Raw genomic sequence first — 19,280 nt, forward strand, 5'->3', positions numbered from 1 at the left:
ATTTGATAAACAATGGATTGAAACAGATAAACGCCGGCTTATCCCCGCTCCTACTTTTATCCATTAAAAAATAAACAATGAAACTTAACAACAACACCATCCTGATAACCGGCGGCACAAGCGGTTTCGGGCTTGAATTTGCTACCAAATTAATGGCTTTAGACAACACAGTAATCATAACCGGCCGTAATCAAAGCAAACTTGATGAGGTAGGCAAAAAGCTGCCCGGCGTTTACACTTTTCAAAGTGATGTTAGCAACCCTGAAGCAATTGAACAGCTTTATAAAGAAGTAAGGGCCAAATTTCCGGCTTTAAATATCCTGATTAACAACGCAGGCGAAATGCGGGCCATCAGCCTTAACAACGCCTCAACCAACTTAAGGGATATCACCCGTGAGGTAGAGATTAACCTGATGGGACCAATCCGCATGGTGCAGCAGTTTTTGCCGCTGCTTAAAAAGCAACCGGCAGCAACCATTATGAATGTAACATCGGGTATAGCGCTGATGCCCTTCCCGGCTTCACCAATTTACGGGGCCACAAAATCGGGGCTGCGATCTTACACCAAATCCTTACGGGTACAGCTAAAAAATACCGGGATAAAAGTTTTTGAATTGGTAGCGCCGGGCTCAAGCACGCCGTTAAACGATAAGTTTATGAATATGGATGGCGTTAGTACGAATATGATGATGGACCCCGGCAAACTGATTGACCAGGCAATAGCAGGATTAAAAAAGGATCAATTGGAGATTTATCCCGGATTGGCCCGTGTAATAAAAATAATGAGCAGGCTGGCTCCCGGCTTTTTATTGAAGCAGGCGAGTAAGGTTGGGGCAAAGTTTATGGAAACAAGAAAGTAAAAAATAAAATTCTAATTTCCTATAGGCTTGACACAGTTCAGTTTACACACCCTACAAAAAAGATCCCCAGATAAGTATTGCAAAAATCAAGGGCGGAAATATTGATTTCCGCCCTTTTTGTTCCCTACAGAATTCGAACCATTATTTGTAAGCACCTTTCGGCTAACTATGCAGGTTCCTTTTCCTCAGGTATCGCAGCAATTCCCGCGGCCGGTCAGTTTGTATAATGGTAGCCCCGTGTTGGATGATCCATTCCCAGCTGTCTTTAGTATTACCTAAATCTACCGCTGTATCATCATCATGACCAGCATTAAGGCTTGCCCATAATGAATTGATCCAAATCCTTGCTCCATTCCGGTTAATAAACCGGTTGCTTTTAAGAATCGCTGAAGTATCTTTGCCGAAATTCAGTTCAAATGCTACCGGTTTGATATGACGCTGGTAATTTTCGATTGATTGTTTAGCGCCGGGCTTATCCAGGTCAATTACTGCCATAAAGGTAATGCTATCAATAATTGCGGGATATTGGTTCCTTACTGTTTCATAAGCTTCTGTGGTTTTAAAAATGGCTTGATTTAGTGTGCCGGTAGTCTTCAAAACCTGGTAAGCCTCGTTGTAGTATAGGTAACTTTTATCAAGGTTTACCAAAATTTTGCCTTTGATTAGTTTCATTACCTCCTGCAGTGTGGGTATGGCATTTACGGTAACCCTGCCCAAACCATTTTTCAGGTGAAATTTCTTTAGCTCAGCCAAAGTATAGTCACCCGGGCTTCCCTTACCATCAGTTGTACGATCGATAGTTTGATCATGCATGATCACTATTATACCATCCTTTGTTTTGTTCAAATCGAGTTCGATGATATCCACCCCTATGTCCATCGCATATTTAAAAGCAAGGAGCGAGTTTTCCGGAGCATCGCGCCAATCTCCACGGTGAGCTGCAACCATGATATGTCTATCTAACGGCTGATGTAATTGTTTTATTAAACTATCGCACTTTGTAGCTTGGGCATAACTATTTGTGAAATAAAGTAATATAGCCCAGGTAATGCTTGCGGCTGCTTTTATATTTTTCAGATACATGTTATATTTTATGATGTGTTAAATAAGGGCCGAATATTTGTTTCACCCTAATTAAAGGGCTTCTATCATCAAGGATGAATACGAAATATGATCCGCCGCCTTTTGAAACGCGGATGAGCACATGCCCTTCAAAGCTTTTAAATCCCTTAGCAATCCAGAAGCCGAGGTAGGTTTTAGTTTCGGGCTGCATATACGTGTCAAACACATCGGTGCTATCTTCCGAAGCTGTTTTATTCATCAGCCTGAACGCTACTTCCTGCCCTGGCTGATCTGAGCACCAGCTTTGTTCAACGGCAATTTTTGGAGCAAGCGCTTTTAAAAAAGCATCATTAGTTGCATCGCGATTACCGTGATGGTTGAGTGTAAGAGCATCTACCCGGCCAATTATCTTTGCCATTGGTGTTTCAACATCTCTCCGGCCGGGATAATTACTTCCCTCATAACCGGTGTTGTCGCCGCCTGAGTAAAAAATAAAAGGGCCATAGCTTATTCTTATAGCATTGCTAAGCGGGTTTTCATTGAACTTCCCCTTTTCCAGCAACTGGTCTGTTGTAAAGCAGGTGCGTGTCCCATCACCTTTTCCAGACCAGATCACGGCGTTTGATTTGATATTGCGTACCTCAAAGCCAGGATATAATTGGGGATGGATCAGTAATTTAATCTGGCTTGCGCTGCCCGCTTTTAAAGCTTCATATATCATCCCCTTATGGCCCGATTGATATTGAACAAAGGCAAGGTAATTATTGAACGTTGCATTTTTACGATAATAAGTCAACAAATCAACAGGATAAACACGGCCTCTATCCAGCATATGCTTAATCGGGATAGCATCGCCTACATCAGTCAGCCCGGATAATTGGTAAGCGCCGTTGGCCGCCTTGGGACTATTCTTTTCGATGTTGCCGTAATGATCACCATGAAAATGAGTGATCAACGCATAATCAATAGTAGCTTGTCTGTCGGCGGGGATTACCTGTTTAATATAAGATGCAATCCACTGCCCCGGTCTTAATGAACTATCGGGCAGTGCCGGTGGAATTTTTAGCGGGGCATTTGTGTTTTCAAACTCATTGGCATCCATATCGCCTGCATCGATGAGCATGGTTGTACCATCCGGAAAAACCAGGAAACTTGAATTTCCACGTCCCGTATTGATGAAATGGATATCCAATTGCCCCTCCTGCCAGGCAGGCAATTGCTCATTCACTTTTTTTTCCTGAGCATAACCACTCATTATGAAAAGCAAAGCAAGAAGCATTACAATTAATTTCTTCATAAAGCTTTTTATTAAGCGGGTCACCTTTCCGGTAACCCGCTTTTAATTTAATATCCGGGGTTTTGTTTAATAGCCGGATCTGTGTTGATTTGTGATTGAGGAACCGGCATCAGCAGGTTATGCTGATCAATAGTGATCAGGATGTTATTATCCTTAAACCATTTGTTCATCACGTTTACAGCCGTACCCGTACGAAGCAGATCAAACCAGCGGTGCCCCTCTCCAATCAATTCCAGTCTGCGTTCTAAAACAATGGCGTCGCGAAGATCGGCCTGGTTACCCGCAGTTGTATTAGCCAGGCCTGCACGGCTGCGGATACTGTTGAGGTAAGCAACAGCCTGGGCGGTGTTTCCTAATTCGTTCTCAATTTCGGCCAGCATCAGTATGACATCAGCGTAGCGTAAAACCACAAAATCGCTTGGCCCGTCGGTAATGATGGTTGTCGGGGCGGTAAGCTTATTATCAAAAGGCGCACCGCTTGGCGCAAGGGTAACATACACGCCTTTACGAAGATCATTTGAGGCGTAAAGATTGTAAAGGCTTAAGGTTGGCAAATTGTGTCCTTTCGCGCCGGTTACAGTAGCCGATGGACTAAATTGCTGAAACATGATACTACCTTCCGAATTACCGTTCACTCCTGATGTAAACTGAACCGCGAAGATAATTTCCTTATTGTTTTCATTGTTAACAGCGAAAACATCCTGCGGGCGGGTGAGCAATGCGTGTTTGCCGGAGTTTACAACCGCCAGTAACTGTGTTTCGGCATTGGTATAATCCTTCAGTGTAAGATAAACCTTACCCAGCAGGCTTTCCGCAGCGGTTTTAACCACTCGTCCGGGTTGGCCGGGCACCTCTGGCAATAAAGGGATAGCGGCTGCTAAATCAGTTTTGATTTGGTCATAAACCTGGGCTGCAGGCTGGCGGCCTAAACCAAAGTACTGGTTAGGGTTAATGGTTTCGGTAGTTACCAGCGGCACATCGCCGTACAACCGTACCATATTAAAATAAAGCAACGCCCTGATGAATAACATTTCGCCTTTGCGGGCCTGTTTCACCGCAGGATCGGTGTAAGTGATCTTATCTATCCTGTTTAATACCACATTTGCTTTCTGGATACCCTGGTATGAATCCCGCCAGGTGGTTTCTATGATATCATTTGATGGTATGGTTGTAAACTGATCAAGTTGTCCGTAGTTACCGCTATCATTAGATGGTACCTGGTCGTAAGTATTATCAGATGGGATCTCGGCAAATGCAGGCAGATACAATCCGTAAAGACCAGTTGACTGTAATGTTCCGTAAACGGCGGCTACATACTCTTCGGTTTCGGCCTGATTGGTGAGAAATTTACCGAGGTCTTTAGAGGTAGCAGGGGTTTGATAAAGTTCTTTCTTACATGATGAAGCAGTTGCCAAAAACACTGCTGCTATGATGATATATTTGATTTTCATGTCTGTAACAGTTAAAATGTAACATTAGCGCCAAAAATGAATGACCTGGCAACCGGGTAATTAGCATTCGACAAACCATCTGTTAGCACATTGCTGCTTGTTGCATCAGGATTGTAGCCCCTGAATTTTGTCCAGGTAAACAGGTTATTGGCCGAGCAATATAAACGGATATGGCTGATCTTAACTTTTGAACTTAAAGCATCCGGCAGGTTGTAGGCCAGCTGCGCATTCCTTAGCCGCAGGTAATCACCTTTGTAATAAAAGATGCTTGCGGCGCGGGTAAGCCTCCTGGCCGAAGATAAATTACCAAGATTTGGCTGTGCGTAGGTTCCGTTGGGATTATCAACAGGATGATACCTGTTTTCAAAATAGTAAACACTTGGCATAGAAAAACCTTCGCCCGAATCATCAAGGGTGGCCAAGCCGTTATCATATATTTTACGGCCGTAAACCCCGTTAAACGCAACGTTAAGTTCAAAGCGCTTATAAGCAATATTGGCACCGAAACCATAGGTGAATTTAGGACTATAGGTTCCGTAGGATACCTGGTCACGGCTGTCAATTATACCATCATGATTCGTATCCGCAACTTTATAATCCCCGGTTAATGTACCGGATAAATGCGGACTGTTAGTGATCTCATCCTGCGTTTTATAAATACCAATAACGTTGTAGCCGTACATAGCCGCAACAGGGCCGCCCACTTTGGTAATAAAATTACTTGCCGGTCCTTGTATAATCTGAGTTTGTCCCGGAGCTAAGGCCAGCACCTTATTTACGTTGGTAGCCAGGTTAGCGTTAAAACCTATTTTAAATGGCCCCGCGTTAAGGTTATTACCCGAAAGCTCAAACTCGAAACCATGGTTGGTTACTTTGCCGATATTCTGGATGGAATTGGTAAAACCTGATTGCTCCGGGATAGGTACATTCAGTAGCAGGTTTTTAGTAGTGCTTTTATAATAATCGGCCACAAGGTTAAATTTTTGAAAAAAAGCGAGGTCGATACCGATATCAGTCGAATTTTTGGTTTCCCAGGTAAGATTATTGTTGGCCGTAGTTGTAGCTGCGAAACCGGGGCTTAATGTGCTGCCAAAAACATAATTGTAGTTATAATCATTAGCACCGTTTGCAGATGCCGAACCGATTAATGCCTTTGAACTGTATGAACCTATCTGGTTATTACCTGCAGCGCCCCAGCTTGCGCGGATCTTGGCGAACGTGATAACCTTGTTTTCGGGAAAAAAAGATTCCCTGCTCAAAATATACCCGCCCGTTACTGATGGGAAGTTGCCCCACTTATTGTTATCGCCAAAGCGCGAAGAACCGTCACGCCTGATGGTTGCCGACAGTAAATACTTATCTGCATAAGCATATTGTAAACGGGCCAGGTAGGAGATCAGTGTCCACTGATAGCGTGCCGATGTTACGCTGAACGCGCTGGCGCCTGCAATATTGGTAATATTATCATCAGGGATGCCGGAACCGTTTACCACAGTATTTGCCCCATTTTCGGACTGGAAGGTATAACCAGCCAGAATATCAAAATCATGGTGACCGATGCCTTTTGCATAATCAACCGTATTTTCGGTAATGTAATTATACACATGTCCGTTAGTTTCTGTGGCTGAAGCCGGTTGTGGTGCTGCTGCGCGGTACCCGCCCACATCAGATGGTCTGTAATAGTCATAAAAATTGCTCCTGATATCCGTACCCAGTACGGTTTTGAACTTAAGCCCGGTTATTGGTTCAAAAACCAGGTAAATATTACCAAACAGGCGGGTATCGTTCAGGTTATTTTTAATTTTGGTGGCCAGGGCAACAGGGCTTTCGCCAAGGGCACCGTCTTCGGGCGTATTGCCTTTTATCTGATGGCTGATAGCAACTGAACCATCCGCATTATAAGCAGGAAAAAATGGATAGCTTATGGTAACATCACTCACTACATCGTTAGAATTGTTGGCGTTGTTGTTAAAGTATTTTTCCTTGTTAAACGATGGGCTTGCCGAAATACCGTACGTAAACATTTTGGATAGCTTTGATTCAACCTTAATTGTACCGCTGTACCTTTCCAATCCGTTATTTATCACAATACCATCCTGTTTAAAATAATTGGATGAGATATAATAACTGGTTTTACCTGATGAACCCGAAACCGAAAAATTGTAACTGCTCATCGGCGCCCTGCGAAATACTTTGTCAAGCCAGTTTGTATTGGTAAGCCCCTGCTTACCATCAAGATAAGGCTGCAGGTAATTTAAACGCAACTCCCTTAATGATGCGCCCTTTGCAACTCTGGTGGCACGGTCGTCATTGATACTCCTGTTATTCGGATCTTTTGATACATAACCCCAGTCGCGTGCTTCTGTAAAATAAGTGGCTGCCTGGTACGCATCAACATATTTCATGTTATCGTTTCTTTCCTGAAACCCTGAATATATATCCAGTGAAACTTTTACCTTATCGCCGCTGCCTTTTTTAGTGGTGATGAGGATAACGCCGTTTGCAGCTCTCGAGCCATAAATCGCAGCCGACGCCGGATCTTTCAAAATATCTAACGTTTCTATATCGAGCGGATTGATAGAATTAAAGCTGCTGCCTTCTGATAATGGAAAACCATCCACTACAATAAGCGGCGCGCGTCCGGCTGTTAATGTACCGATACCCCTGATCACGATTTGCGGGTCGGATCCGGGTTGCGCAGAAGCGTCATTGATCACCACACCGGCCGCTTTGCCTGCAAGCTGCTGGGCAAAACCTGCGCCTGAATATTTGTTTAAATCCGTACCCTTTACGGTAGTTATCGCATCGGTAATTTTTTCGCGCGATTGCTTGCCGTAACCAATAACAACTACCTGGTTTAATTGGCTAACATCGTCATCAAGGGTGATAGCCAAAGCCGTACGACCATTTACAGGTATTTCCTGTTTTTTGTAACCTACTGAAGTAATTTGCAGTACGGCTTGTTCTTCAACTACAATTTTAAAGAAACCATTACCATCGGTAACTGCCGATGATTTGCCGTCTTTAACCGTTATCGTAACTCCGGGCAGTGCAGCCCCCCTGGCATCTTTCACCGTTCCGGTTACAGTAATTGGTTTAGGAGTTTGCCTGGTTGCGGCATTTGCGGCGTTAATAACAATAATATTGTCAATTATTTTATAGGTAAGCGGCTGATTTTTCAATACCATATCAAGTACATCGGTCACCGGCGCGTTTTTAACATCAATGCTTACTTTATTAAGGGTGTTCAGCAGTTCGAGTTTGTAAAAGAAATTGTAACTGGTTTGTTTTTCGATGTTTTTAAAAACACTTTCCAAACTCACCTGCTTTTGTGAGAGGCTGATGTTTTGACTATAGCCGGCAGCGCTGATTTGCAAACATGCAGCGAGCATTAACAGTGTAATCAGTTTCATGCGAATGAGCATTGATTGTATCCGGGACATACCCGGCTTATATTTTACAGGTGTTGCACCTGCGGGCGTAGTTTGTACCGGCAGATATTGCACAAACCGGCGGCAAAGCGTATAAAATTGCATACCTTTGTAATGGTTAGGGTTACTTGTTGATTTAGTTGCCAAATTATTTGAATGAGCCTGCCCAAATCGTTGCCGGATTGTGCGCCAACACGTTCCGGCTTTTTTTATGGGCAAACTTTAAAAGGCGCCGACCTTGCCGGGCGCATTTCCATGTTTGGTATATTTCTTTATTTTACGATGATTTTTCCTCCTTCAATTGTAAAATGCATTCCACTTAACTCCAGCACCTTCAGCACCTTTGAGGCGTTTACATTCCTGGAAATTTTACCGTAATAGTGCCCCGGCTGCGGCTGGCCTTCGTACTTAACCTCCACATCATACCAGCGCGAAATCTGGTTCATAATGGTTTGAATATCCGCCTTGTTAAACCGGAAAAATCCATTTTTCCAGGCCACCACTTCGTCCATATCAATATCATCGCTTACGGTCAGTTTATTTTCGATACCAATTTGTGATTGTTGTCCCGGTTTAAGTAACACCATGTAATCTCCTGCATTTACTTTTACACTTCCTTCAAGCAGGGTGGTTTTTACAATGCCCTCATCCGGATAGGCATTGATATCAAAGTGGGTACCCAACACAGTTACCCTTTGGTTTCCGCTGGTTACGATAAATGGTTTGTATTTGTTTTTAGCTACCTCGAAATACACCTCTCCACTAATCTCCACGCGCCTGTCATTACCGGTAAACGCTACCGGGAAACGGATTGATGAAGCTGTATTAAGCCATACCCTTGTGCCATCAGGCAATACCACCTGGTATTGGCCGCCCTTGGGCGTACTAACGGTGTTATATAAAGCAGCAGTATCTTTTGCATTCACCCCCGCTGTTCCGGGGCGGTATTCAACCCTGCCTTCATCTTTTTTACTAATGGCGGTTACGCCCTGACGGGCCAATAGGCCTTTATTCCCACCTGTTAAACTAAGTGTTGAACCATTAGCCAGTTTAAGTACAGCTTTATTACTTCCTGGAACAAAATCATTTTTGATGACATTGTTCATTACCAGATGTTGTTTTGCAGGTTGCCTGTATAAATAAAAACTAACGGTAAGGCATAATAAAATACTTGCTGCGGCGGCGTAGCCCAACCAGTACCTTTTCTTCCTCATCACAACCGGAACAATATCATGAGCAACAGGTCTTGTTTCAGGTACCAGCTCATCGTTGCTCATGGCTTCGGCCAGGTACTTGTCCAGCTTTCCGTCATTAAGTAAGTGTGCAAATACTTCTAACTCATCATCGCTAACCTGCTTTTTGAGATACCTGTTTACCAACTGCCTGTAGTACGCTTCTTCCATTTATTGGCGGCTTTTAATACCATGACTGTAAAAGGCAAAAACAGGGTAGCAGAAAAATGATAGTTTTTGAAAAATTTATTTTGTGAACATAAGTGCAAGCAAAACGCTAAGCGAAATACCAAGCTCAGTTTCAACTTTCGAGCTTAAAACCTTCATGGTTAACACCATATGGTTTTTGATGGCGTTACGGGAAATACCTAATTGTTTGGCAGCCTCATCATAACTTTTGCCCTGCTCACGGCAAAGCATAAAAACTTCTCTCGAACGCCGGGGCAAGGTAGCCAGTACATTTTCTATAAACAGCAGGTACTCCCTTGTAAGACGCTCGTCTTCTACCGTGTTACGGTGTTCGGTAATAACAGCCGAGATCTGGCTGATTGCCGTTTCTGTACGGAAAGCGCTTTTCAGGTAATCAAAGGCCAGATTACGTGCCACTGTAAAAAGGTAGGCTTTAAATGATTGTACGTTAACAAGCTGCTCACGTTTATTCCAAAGTTTGATGAAAACATCGTGCGTAGCGTCTTCACTTAAAGCTGCAGTATGCAGGTACTTTTGCATAAACCGGTTTACCGGAACAGCATACCTGTTATACAATTCGGTGTAGGCAGCCACATCTCCGCCAACAAATAAATGTTGCAATTCAAGGTCGGATAATGATTCTACTCGCTGCATCTGGAAACTGCTTATGCTTTGGCAAAGTAAGCTTTGGAATATTACCTTAACGTTAAGCTATTACATTGCTTGAATAATTTATAAAGTTAGCGTTCAGCTATCGACTTATCGTGCCTGCCCATTCAGGCTGCTGATGGGGCGGAATTCGAAATGTTTATGATCCATTTATTTAGGGGCCGGGTTCTGTTTGGGTTGAAGCGGCTTTGCTAATAAAACATCGACTTTTTAATGTACGCCAAATACCACCGCCGCTTTGCGTTTTATAGATAGTAGCTGAAGTACATAAACTGAATGCATTTATGAAACTACAGGTAACAGCACAAATAATTAACCTTTACAATTATTTTTTTGCCTATGGATAAAATATGAGTTACAACGACCCCGCCCAATGCAATTCGCGGATATTAACTTAAATAATCATTCCTTTCAATTTATCTCAGTTTATAATTCTCTAATACGATTCCAATTAAAAAAAAGCTAAAGCTGGAAATTTCGACCACCAAAAGACCTGTTGATACGGAGGGTTAGGATAAATCCTTAAAAAATCAATTAATTTCGTCGTTTTTTAAAAAAAAGACAGGTTTAATCCCCGGGTAATGTCAATTTAACATTAGTTTTTACTAAATTCAGCCGAAAATTACCTGGATATAATGTCATTCAGTAGCGAAAAGCAACTTTTAATTGATTTGAGCAACGGGCATGTTGATGCATTTCATAGTATCTATGCAATTTACGCCCCCCGTTTAAGCAGGAAACTGTTTCAACTTTTAAAATCTGAAGAGTTAGCTCAGGATGTATTACAGGACATCTTTATCAAGGTATGGGAAATTCGCCAAACAATAAACCCGGAACAGAATTTCGCTGCGTTCCTCTTTAAGATGGCCGCTAATCGGTCAAAAAATATTTTCAGGGCCAACGTTTATAATGAATCCATGCGCAATGTGATCGGGCAGGAAATTAGCTATAACCCCATTGAAGATGCGATGAATGAAAAAGATGCAAAGGAGATACTTGATGCTGCGTTAAATACGCTAACCTCACGGCAACGTGAAGTTTACACGCTGCAAAAGTTAGAAGGGCATAGTTACCAGGAAATCAGCGAGCGCCTGAACATCAGCTCATCAGCTATCAATCATCATATACAAGAGGCCGGAAAAAAACTAAGAACGGTGCTCAAAAACCACCAGAATGAAATTTTAATACCTTTATTATCAGTACTTTTCAAAAAATATTTTTTTTAGGGTGCTATTTTTTTTATTTCAGGTGTATTTAGTGCGTAGGAGGTTAAACACCTCTTATCTGATACATGGACGAAGTAAAGATCATTCAAATACTATTCAGGAAATATATCGATAATACGATCAACCACGAAGAGCTGGAGCAATTGAGGGTAATCCTCGGGCAGCAAGAAGGGGAAGACGATTTAGATAAATTACTTCAGGATTATTTTCAGGATGATATAAAAGCTGCCGCTGAATCTGAGCTTAAAGGCCAGATTATTGAAAGTAGAGCGTGGAACCAAATAGAGAAAAACATCACTCCACAGGAAAGACCTCACTCCTATTTAAATTTCTTTATTAAGGTTGCTGCCGCGGTACTGATTTTTGCTATTTCAATATCGATATACTTTACAAGCTGGAAAACTTCTACCGCTACGGATAAAGCAGTATCTATCCATGATATCCAGCCAGGAACCAGCCGTGCTACATTAACGGTTGCAAACGGAACCAAATATGAGTTAAAAGGTGCAAAACATGAAATTGTTGCCGGCCGTAAAAATATACATTATACCGACGGAGAAGTGGTGACCGATGCGCAACCCGGGCAAAACACCACTTTAACTTTAACTACGCCCCGCGGAGGGCAATTCCAGGCAACTTTAAGCGATGGCACCAAAGTATGGTTAAATGCGGCTTCTTCCCTATCCTATCCGGAAAATTTTACGGGAGCAGAGAGAATGGTGACACTTGAAGGGGAAGCTTATTTTGAGGTAGCCCATGATACCCGCCACCCTTTCATTGTGAGCACCAACGGGCAGCAAATTAAGGTACTGGGCACAAGCTTTAATGTTAACGCTTATAAAAATGAGCGCAAAACCGTTACATCCTTATTGACGGGGCACGTTCAATTGAGTAACCCGGCAACTACAGCAACTGCGGAACTTCATCCGGGGGAACAAAGCTTATTTAATCATGATCATTCTGGCTTTAAAGTAGTAGCAGTAGATGCTGATTTGTATAGCGCCTGGAAAGACGGCGAATTCCGCTTTAAAGCCACACCTTTAAATGAAGCGCTGCGCCAGATTGAGCGTTGGTATGACCTGGATATCGACTACACCGGCATCCCGGAAGATATACTGATTCATGCTTCCATAAGCAGGAATAAAAAACTATCGGGTGTGTTGCACGCGCTTGAAAAAATAACCGATTTAAAATTTGATGTAAATGGAAGAAAAGTAAAGGTTATAAAGTAAAACTGCCCGGGCCGTGCAATCATTGCGAAGACTGACAGTAATGTTTACCCGGCGATTAGGTAAAAACAAATATTTAAAACCTACTCCAAAGCCGAAACAACATATCCGCTCAGCAATAAGCAACTAAACCTTATAACATAACAAATGTAAATTAAATGGTTTAAAAATTAAAACAACAAGAAAGGAGCTCAAAATATATGGATTGAAAATATACCTAAACACCACCACCCTGAAAGATCATACCAAAATAGCTGAAGGCGCTGTAACACCTCCAGCATAATAAGGTTTGATATTTAAACTAAGCTAAACTCAAACTTAAAACTCAACAAATATATGAACTATTTCCTTATTAAAAAGGATAATGGAAGGCCTGTGGCATGTGGTCAGGATTTGGAATCCATCCGCGGGAGCAAACCACACATATCTATCAAGTTTTTTCTCATTTTTTTATTACTTATTACCGTTCAGCTTTTTAATCGGGCTAAAGCTCAAACTGTAACTCTTAATTTAAAAAACGGCTCGTTTGTGCGTGCAGCCGAAGAAATCAGTAAGCAAACTAAATATGATTTTAGTTATAACGACCGCATTATAAAAAAAACAAAACCTGTTACACTAAAACTCACTAACGAACCGCTGTTAAGCGCGCTGGAAATGCTGTTTGCCGGGCAGCCCCTTACCTACGAGATCAAGGATCGCATGATCATCATCACCGAGAAAAGCAAATCTGATCAGGCTCCTTCATCCCAAGGGTCACAATCGCCTGTAAACGGACATATTACCGATGAAACAGGGAAACCTTTGGCCGGAGCTACCATTAAGGTAAAAGGGACACCTTATGCCGCCATAAGCGATAGGTTTGGCGACTTTGTTATTCCCGCTGTATATGCCGATGCAATACTTGAAATAAATCATATAGGTTACGCTAAGCTTGAGGTGGCCGCACAACGGGCCAGAACTGTGACCTTGAAAATGATGGTATTTGGCTTGAATGAGGTTGTAATTAATACAGGCTACCAGCAAATTGATAAACGGAAAGCTACCGTAGCATCTACAACCCTCAAAATGGATAGCATTATTGTGCCGGGCATCAATACCATTGATAAGTTGTTAGAGGGAAGGGTACCGGGAATGATTTATATGCAAAACTCCGGCCAGGTTGGCGCTGCCCCCAAATTAAGGATCCGTGGTACATCAACAATTTTGGGTAACCGCGAGCCGCTTTGGGTAGTAGACGGGATTGTATTGACCGACCCGGTAAATGTTGACCCTCAGCAATTAAACGATCTGGATTTTGTGAACTTACTCGGTAATGCTATAGCCGGGTTAAACCCCCAGGATATTGAACAGATTGACGTGCTCAAAGACGCCGCCGCAACAGCACTGTATGGCGCGAAGGCCGGAAACGGTGTAATTGTAATCACTACCAAAAAGGGGAAGCCCGGAAAACCTACCATATCATACTCAAATGCAATCACATTTAGCAGACGCCCGCGGTACTCAGATAAAGGCGTAAATATGATGAACTCGCAGGAACGGATGGACGTTTCAAAAGAAATGGTGGAGCGCCGTATGCAATACAATAACGTTACGCAATTTGTTGGTTATGAAGGCGCACTCCAGGATTATTACAATGGCACGATAGGGTACGATCAATTTAAAAAAATGAGTGATTACTACGCCAATGTAAACACCGACTGGCTGGGATTGCTAACTCACGACTCCTTCTCGCAAAGCCATAATCTGAATTTGTCTGGCGGTACCAATGATATCAAATATTACTCATCTATCGGGTACCTTAATGAAAACGGAACAATCAAAGGCGAAAATGGAAAGCGCTATTCATCAATGATGAACATAACCGCAGATTATAAAAAGTTCATGGCGCAAATAACCTTCAACGGAAATTATTCTACACGGGATTATGCACCGTCAGACTTGGGGGTGATGGATTATGCCTATAATACCAGCCGAACCATACCTGCTTATAATCCTGACGGTAGTTATTTTTATTTTCCGAAGACGAACGGATCCCTCTATTATAACTATAACATTTTGAAAGAAATGGATAATAGCGGCGACCATACTGATTTAATTGCCGCCAATATTAAAGCATATGTAAAGTACAGATTATTTCCGCAATTAAATCTGGAAGGAACCTTTGCTTATGGTGTCAGTAACAACGTAAGGGAAGTATATCACACCAAGGATACTTACTATATCAACCAGCTGCGGGCCGATCAATCCTTCAGATCTGACCTAAGCCCGGTTGGGGGCGAACTTGCGCGCGAAGAAACCCGTAACAATAATTACACAACCAGGTTCCAGGCCAATTATCTTAACGAATTTGGCCGTGACCACAAGCATTCTATCACCGCTTCGGGTGGTTTGGAGCTCAACTCCAACCGGTACAATGGGTTCGATATTACCAAAAGAGGCTATTTCCGGGAAATGGGCGGCTATTTCGACATTATTCCAACTACTTACTCCGGTTATTACAATCAGTTCATGAGCACCAAAGCGGCCCTGGGTTACTACAACAGGCAGCTAACCAATGAACTGGCCTGGTACGGTACAACCGGCTATTCGTGGAGCAACCGTTATATTATTAACGTGCATATTCGTGGCGAGCAATCTAATTTGTTCGGAACCCGGTCTAACAACAAGTTCCTTCCTATCTGGGCTGTTTCAGGCCGCTGGAATATAAAGGATGATTTACTAAAAAATGCATCATGGGTAAACGATCTCGCGGTAAAAGGTTCATGGGGCTGGCAGGGAAATATGCTGCCCGGACAAACGCCTTACATGATCATTAAGCAAAATCTCTCTACCGACCCTTATTATAACTCAACATCGGCTAACATCACCAATTTTCCAAATCCTGATCTGAAGTGGGAGAAAACTTCTTCTTCAAACATAGGGATAGATTTCTCCTTGTTCGGTAGCAGGATCAACGGATCGGTATCTTACTTCTACAAACGCACAACGGATGCCTTCCTGAACAAAACAGTGTCTGAAATTAATGGCGTACAAACGTATGTTATCAACAGCGGCACATTAGAAAATAAAGGCATAGAGTTGGCATTGAGCGTAAATGTTATTAACAATGTAGGCTTAAATAAAACAAACCGCGGATTTGTATGGCGCTTTGACCCGCAACTCGGGCAGGTATTGAATAAACTATTGAATAGCGCCATCAATAACCGCAATAACGTTTTAATTGACAATGTAACGTATAATAATTTCCTGAACGGATCGGTGCAACTGGCAGGTAAGCCTATCAATACCTTCTATTCCTACAAGTTCAAGGGCCTGAGCCCGGTTGATGGTTCTCCTATTTTTTATGGTACAGAGCCTGATCAGGCTGCTGCTTATCAACAAAAATATGGCAACATGAAACCGGAAGATGTTTTCCTCCAGGTAATGAGCGAATCCGGGCGCCGCGAACCATATATCCAGGGTGGATTATCCAACTATTTCGGATACCGGAATTTCGGCTTGTCTTTTAACCTTACCTATTCATTGGGCAATAAGATCCGCCTGATGAAAATTGCCTCGGGATATGCCACAACCAGTGTATATCCGCAGCAAAACCTCCGGAAAGAATTCGTGATGAGGTGGCGCAAACCTGGAGATGAAGCCTATACCAATATACCGGGGTTAGTGGCATCCAACAATGTAGGCCTTTCATGGTGGCAGCAATATCCGGCTACCAATTATCAACTGGGTGGAAGTGTTTACGAAATGTATGATAACTCCGACATCAGGGTGGTTAGTGGCGACTATCTGAAACTACAGTCTATTTCTTTGAGATATAACCTTTCAGACCGCTTTGCTCATAAGCTTGGTTTAGGATCGGCCTACGTGAGCCTGTCAGGAACAAATTTGTATACCTGGACTAACAAAATGCTGATTGGACAGGATCCGACACAATCAGGCTCTACTCCAAACATCAATCTTGCTGTAATGCCTACTTATTCAGGTAGCATTAATGTTTCATTTTAAAGCTTTAACAATATGAAATACATTTATGTCATTATACCTTTTTTGCTGGTGCTCACATCTTGCAAAAAATTTCTGGAAGAGTATTCTACAGATCAAAAGTATCTTGAAACTACCGATGATCTCAATAAGGTCATGATCGGCGAAGCGTTCATGACCAGCACTAACCTTTTCATTTACAGCCCGGCTACCATGGGCGACATGACTTCAGAAACCGGGATTACCGCACCCTGGCTACATGTTATGGATGATGACAGCGAACCTTTTATGCTTGATGTTGTAGCAACAGATCAAGCCACCCCGTTGTACATGCTGTCGGGCTTCCATAACTGGAACCAAACACCGGCCATTAATATTATGAACTATCCATGGTCTGACGAGCTTTGGAAAAAAATATATAAACGTGTAGGCGCTTTAAACGCGTTGATTTTTAAAGCCGCAGATATGGCGCAAAAATCACCGTCAGACGTTGTGCTTAAGCACCTTCGCGGCGAAGCTTATTTTTTACGCGCCTACTATTACTTTATGCTTCAGAATATTTATGGTTCACCTTATCGCGTGGCCACAGCAAGTACTGATGATGGAGTTCCTTTAAAAATTTCTGAAAAAATTGATGATAAGTATTTTAAAAGAGACAAAAACGATAAGATATACAATCAGATTATTGCCGACCTGGACCAGGCAGCACAGTACCTTGACGGGTATAATCCCCCTACTAAAATAAGGGTAGGAATAGCCGCGGTTAAGGCACTTCAAAGCAGGGTTTATCTATATACCGAGCAATATGACAAGGCGGTGGCTGCTACCAACGGTTTTGAGTTGATGGGCTATAACCTGATCAATCTCAATCAATATACCCCAAACACAAACTTTACGTCCCGTAATTCAAGCGAAACCATTTTCACTATGGGCGGCAATGTGGTTCCTGCCGTATTTATGAACGATTCGTTATCTGCCTGGGGTGGAAACGACCGTCGTGTTTCGGCCTTCAAAGTATCAGATGATCTTATCCAAAGTTATGATTCAAATGATTTAAGGCTTAACGCTTTTTATACCCGGTCAACCAAAAGCAAGGCTTTTCTGCCTGCTAAATACCGCAGTTACAATACCTATAATGATCCTGACCAGGTATCATGCATTTTCTCGTTTCGTTTTGTTGAAGTAATTTTGAACCGGGCCGAAGCCTATGCCATGTCGGGATCTGATGAAGCAGCCAGAACGGAGATCCAGAAACTCCGTGTAATGCGTTTTGCCAATGCACCAACCACCCAGTTGCCGCAAACAAACCAGGGCCTGGTTGACTTCATCAGAGCTGAACGCCGCCGCGAATTGTGTTTTGAAGGCCATCGCTGGTTTGATTTGAGGCGTTACGGTGTAAATTCCAAATATCCTTTGCCCGCAAGCTTTACCATTACGCATCCTGCCTATAGTTATGATTCACAGTCAAACTCCTACACCAAAACGGGTAAATATGTACTGAAATCTATTATGCAGGAAGGGCCAAGCTGGCAGGTCCCTATTCCTGATTATGCCATAGAGTTTAACAAGGGTACGCTAACTAATCCTGTTCGCCCCATACATAATATTCAACCTTTATAAATCCAGAACACATGAAAAGCAATATATATGTTGTATTGATGGTACTTTGTGCCGTTCTGTCATCATGCCGAAAAGAACATGCTACGGTTTTTCCGGATTACGACAAAAACTGGCTTGTTGTGGAAGATAATCCAAATGATGCCACCGTACATGACAGTTACCTTTTTTATAAAGACACCGGGATTCCGGTTTACACCAATGATACCATTGGTTCGCAAAAGCGTATCGATGTTTTTGGCCACCCATACACCTACTATGAAGTGTTATCCCTGAGCTACTCCCTGGGTGGTGTACAAAGCGGAGCCCCGCCATTAGTACAGTCTTTCAGCTATTGCGCAAAATCTGACGTACCGGCGGCACTTGCCTTTTTAAAAAATGAGATTATACCGGTTTTGCCCAAAAGTGTTCACGTGCCGAGTATCCTGCTGGTTGAGAGCTTAAACACCAACGCGTTCGGATCAGTCGCTTTTAAAGGTTTCAATACCATTGTAATGGCACAAATATCAAGGATCCCAACTATGGACCAGGCCACAAAAGCGGCCTATAAGGGTGCCATATTACGTGCAATGCTCACCAACGCTGTGCTTGCCGATAAATACGCTGATATATTGGATAAGTTTTACAGCGTATCCCGAAAGTACATGACTACACGCGATGCCTACGGAACCTATATTTATCAACTATCCTATTATGTGAGCGGACTTCCAGACGGGGTCGCCGCAACACCACAAGCCATAGGTTACCTTGACGTTGACACCCGTAACCCCTACTACACACCAATTTCAACCTGGATAGATGTAACCATGTACCTGGAAGCGGCGATGTCAAATACTGATACCCAATTCAGGCAGCTTTACGGAAATAATCCTGTCATCATGCTTAAATATGGATATATAAGGCAAATCCTTACAGATTTAGGCATTCCAGCTAAATAATTACAAGGGCATATTAGCTATTACAAATCCAACATAATTGGAAACTCGTTGCACAAGCGACAATTACGACAAAAAACAAGCTTTTTAAAATAAATACT

The 19,280-nt window shown here is 42.7% G+C and carries 12 protein-coding genes; 6 read left to right on the forward strand and 6 right to left on the reverse strand.

Translation table 11 applies throughout. The annotated features are described in order from the left end of the window. Positions 1-77: 77 nt before the first annotated feature. Positions 78-860, forward strand: a complete 783-nt coding sequence (locus tag LX99_RS01340) for an SDR family oxidoreductase (protein ID WP_109605713.1) — start codon at positions 78-80, stop codon at positions 858-860. Positions 861-1,022: 162 nt separating this feature from the next. Here LX99_RS01340 and LX99_RS01345 read toward each other — a convergent pair whose 3' ends face one another. The 6 genes from LX99_RS01345 to LX99_RS01370 all read right to left on the reverse strand — a co-directional run bounded on the left by LX99_RS01345 (position 1,023) and on the right by LX99_RS01370 (position 10,176). Continuing rightward, positions 1,023-1,808, reverse strand: a complete 786-nt coding sequence (locus LX99_RS01345) for a glycerophosphodiester phosphodiesterase family protein (protein ID WP_245927818.1) — start codon at positions 1,806-1,808, stop codon at positions 1,023-1,025. Between the two features lie 136 nt (positions 1,809-1,944). Beyond that, a complete protein-coding gene (locus LX99_RS01350; RefSeq protein WP_146203038.1) occupies positions 1,945-3,219 on the reverse strand; it encodes a ComEC/Rec2 family competence protein in 1,275 nt (424 codons plus the stop codon). 47 nt (positions 3,220-3,266) lie between these two features. Then, positions 3,267-4,670 carry a RagB/SusD family nutrient uptake outer membrane protein gene (locus LX99_RS01355; protein ID WP_109605719.1) on the reverse strand — a complete coding sequence of 468 codons (1,404 nt, stop codon included), beginning with the start codon at positions 4,668-4,670 and terminating at the stop codon, positions 3,267-3,269. Between the two features lie 11 nt (positions 4,671-4,681). After that, a complete protein-coding gene (locus tag LX99_RS01360) occupies positions 4,682-8,206 on the reverse strand; it encodes a TonB-dependent receptor (RefSeq protein ID WP_170122594.1) in 3,525 nt (1,174 codons plus the stop codon). A gap of 167 nt (positions 8,207-8,373) precedes the next feature. Further along, positions 8,374-9,504: a FecR family protein gene (locus tag LX99_RS01365; protein WP_109605723.1), complete on the reverse strand. Its 1,131-nt coding sequence runs from the start codon at positions 9,502-9,504 to the stop codon at positions 8,374-8,376. 75 nt (positions 9,505-9,579) lie between these two features. Further along, positions 9,580-10,176: an RNA polymerase sigma factor gene (locus LX99_RS01370; protein WP_109605725.1), complete on the reverse strand. Its 597-nt coding sequence runs from the start codon at positions 10,174-10,176 to the stop codon at positions 9,580-9,582. 650 nt (positions 10,177-10,826) lie between these two features. Between LX99_RS01370 and LX99_RS01375 the strand changes: the two genes are divergently transcribed. The 5 genes from LX99_RS01375 to LX99_RS01395 all read left to right on the forward strand — a co-directional run bounded on the left by LX99_RS01375 (position 10,827) and on the right by LX99_RS01395 (position 19,182). Next, the gene (locus LX99_RS01375) at positions 10,827-11,417 is read left to right on the forward strand and encodes an RNA polymerase sigma factor (protein ID WP_109605727.1); all 591 of its coding nucleotides are present in this window, start codon (positions 10,827-10,829) and stop codon (positions 11,415-11,417) included. Between the two features lie 65 nt (positions 11,418-11,482). Continuing rightward, complete coding sequence (locus LX99_RS01380) at positions 11,483-12,649, forward strand: FecR family protein (protein WP_109605729.1); 1,167 nt, start codon at positions 11,483-11,485, stop codon at positions 12,647-12,649. 333 nt (positions 12,650-12,982) lie between these two features. After that, positions 12,983-16,651, forward strand: coding sequence for a SusC/RagA family TonB-linked outer membrane protein (locus LX99_RS01385; RefSeq protein ID WP_109605731.1), 3,669 nt, complete (start codon positions 12,983-12,985; stop codon positions 16,649-16,651). Positions 16,652-16,663: 12 nt separating this feature from the next. Then, a complete protein-coding gene (locus LX99_RS01390; protein ID WP_109605733.1) occupies positions 16,664-18,247 on the forward strand; it encodes a RagB/SusD family nutrient uptake outer membrane protein in 1,584 nt (527 codons plus the stop codon). Between the two features lie 11 nt (positions 18,248-18,258). Then, the gene (locus LX99_RS01395; protein WP_109605736.1) at positions 18,259-19,182 is read left to right on the forward strand and encodes a hypothetical protein; all 924 of its coding nucleotides are present in this window, start codon (positions 18,259-18,261) and stop codon (positions 19,180-19,182) included. Positions 19,183-19,280: the final 98 nt, after the last annotated feature.

Origin of the sequence: Mucilaginibacter oryzae, from assembly GCF_003148845.1 — a bacterium.
Lineage (GTDB): Bacteria > Bacteroidota > Bacteroidia > Sphingobacteriales > Sphingobacteriaceae > Mucilaginibacter > Mucilaginibacter oryzae.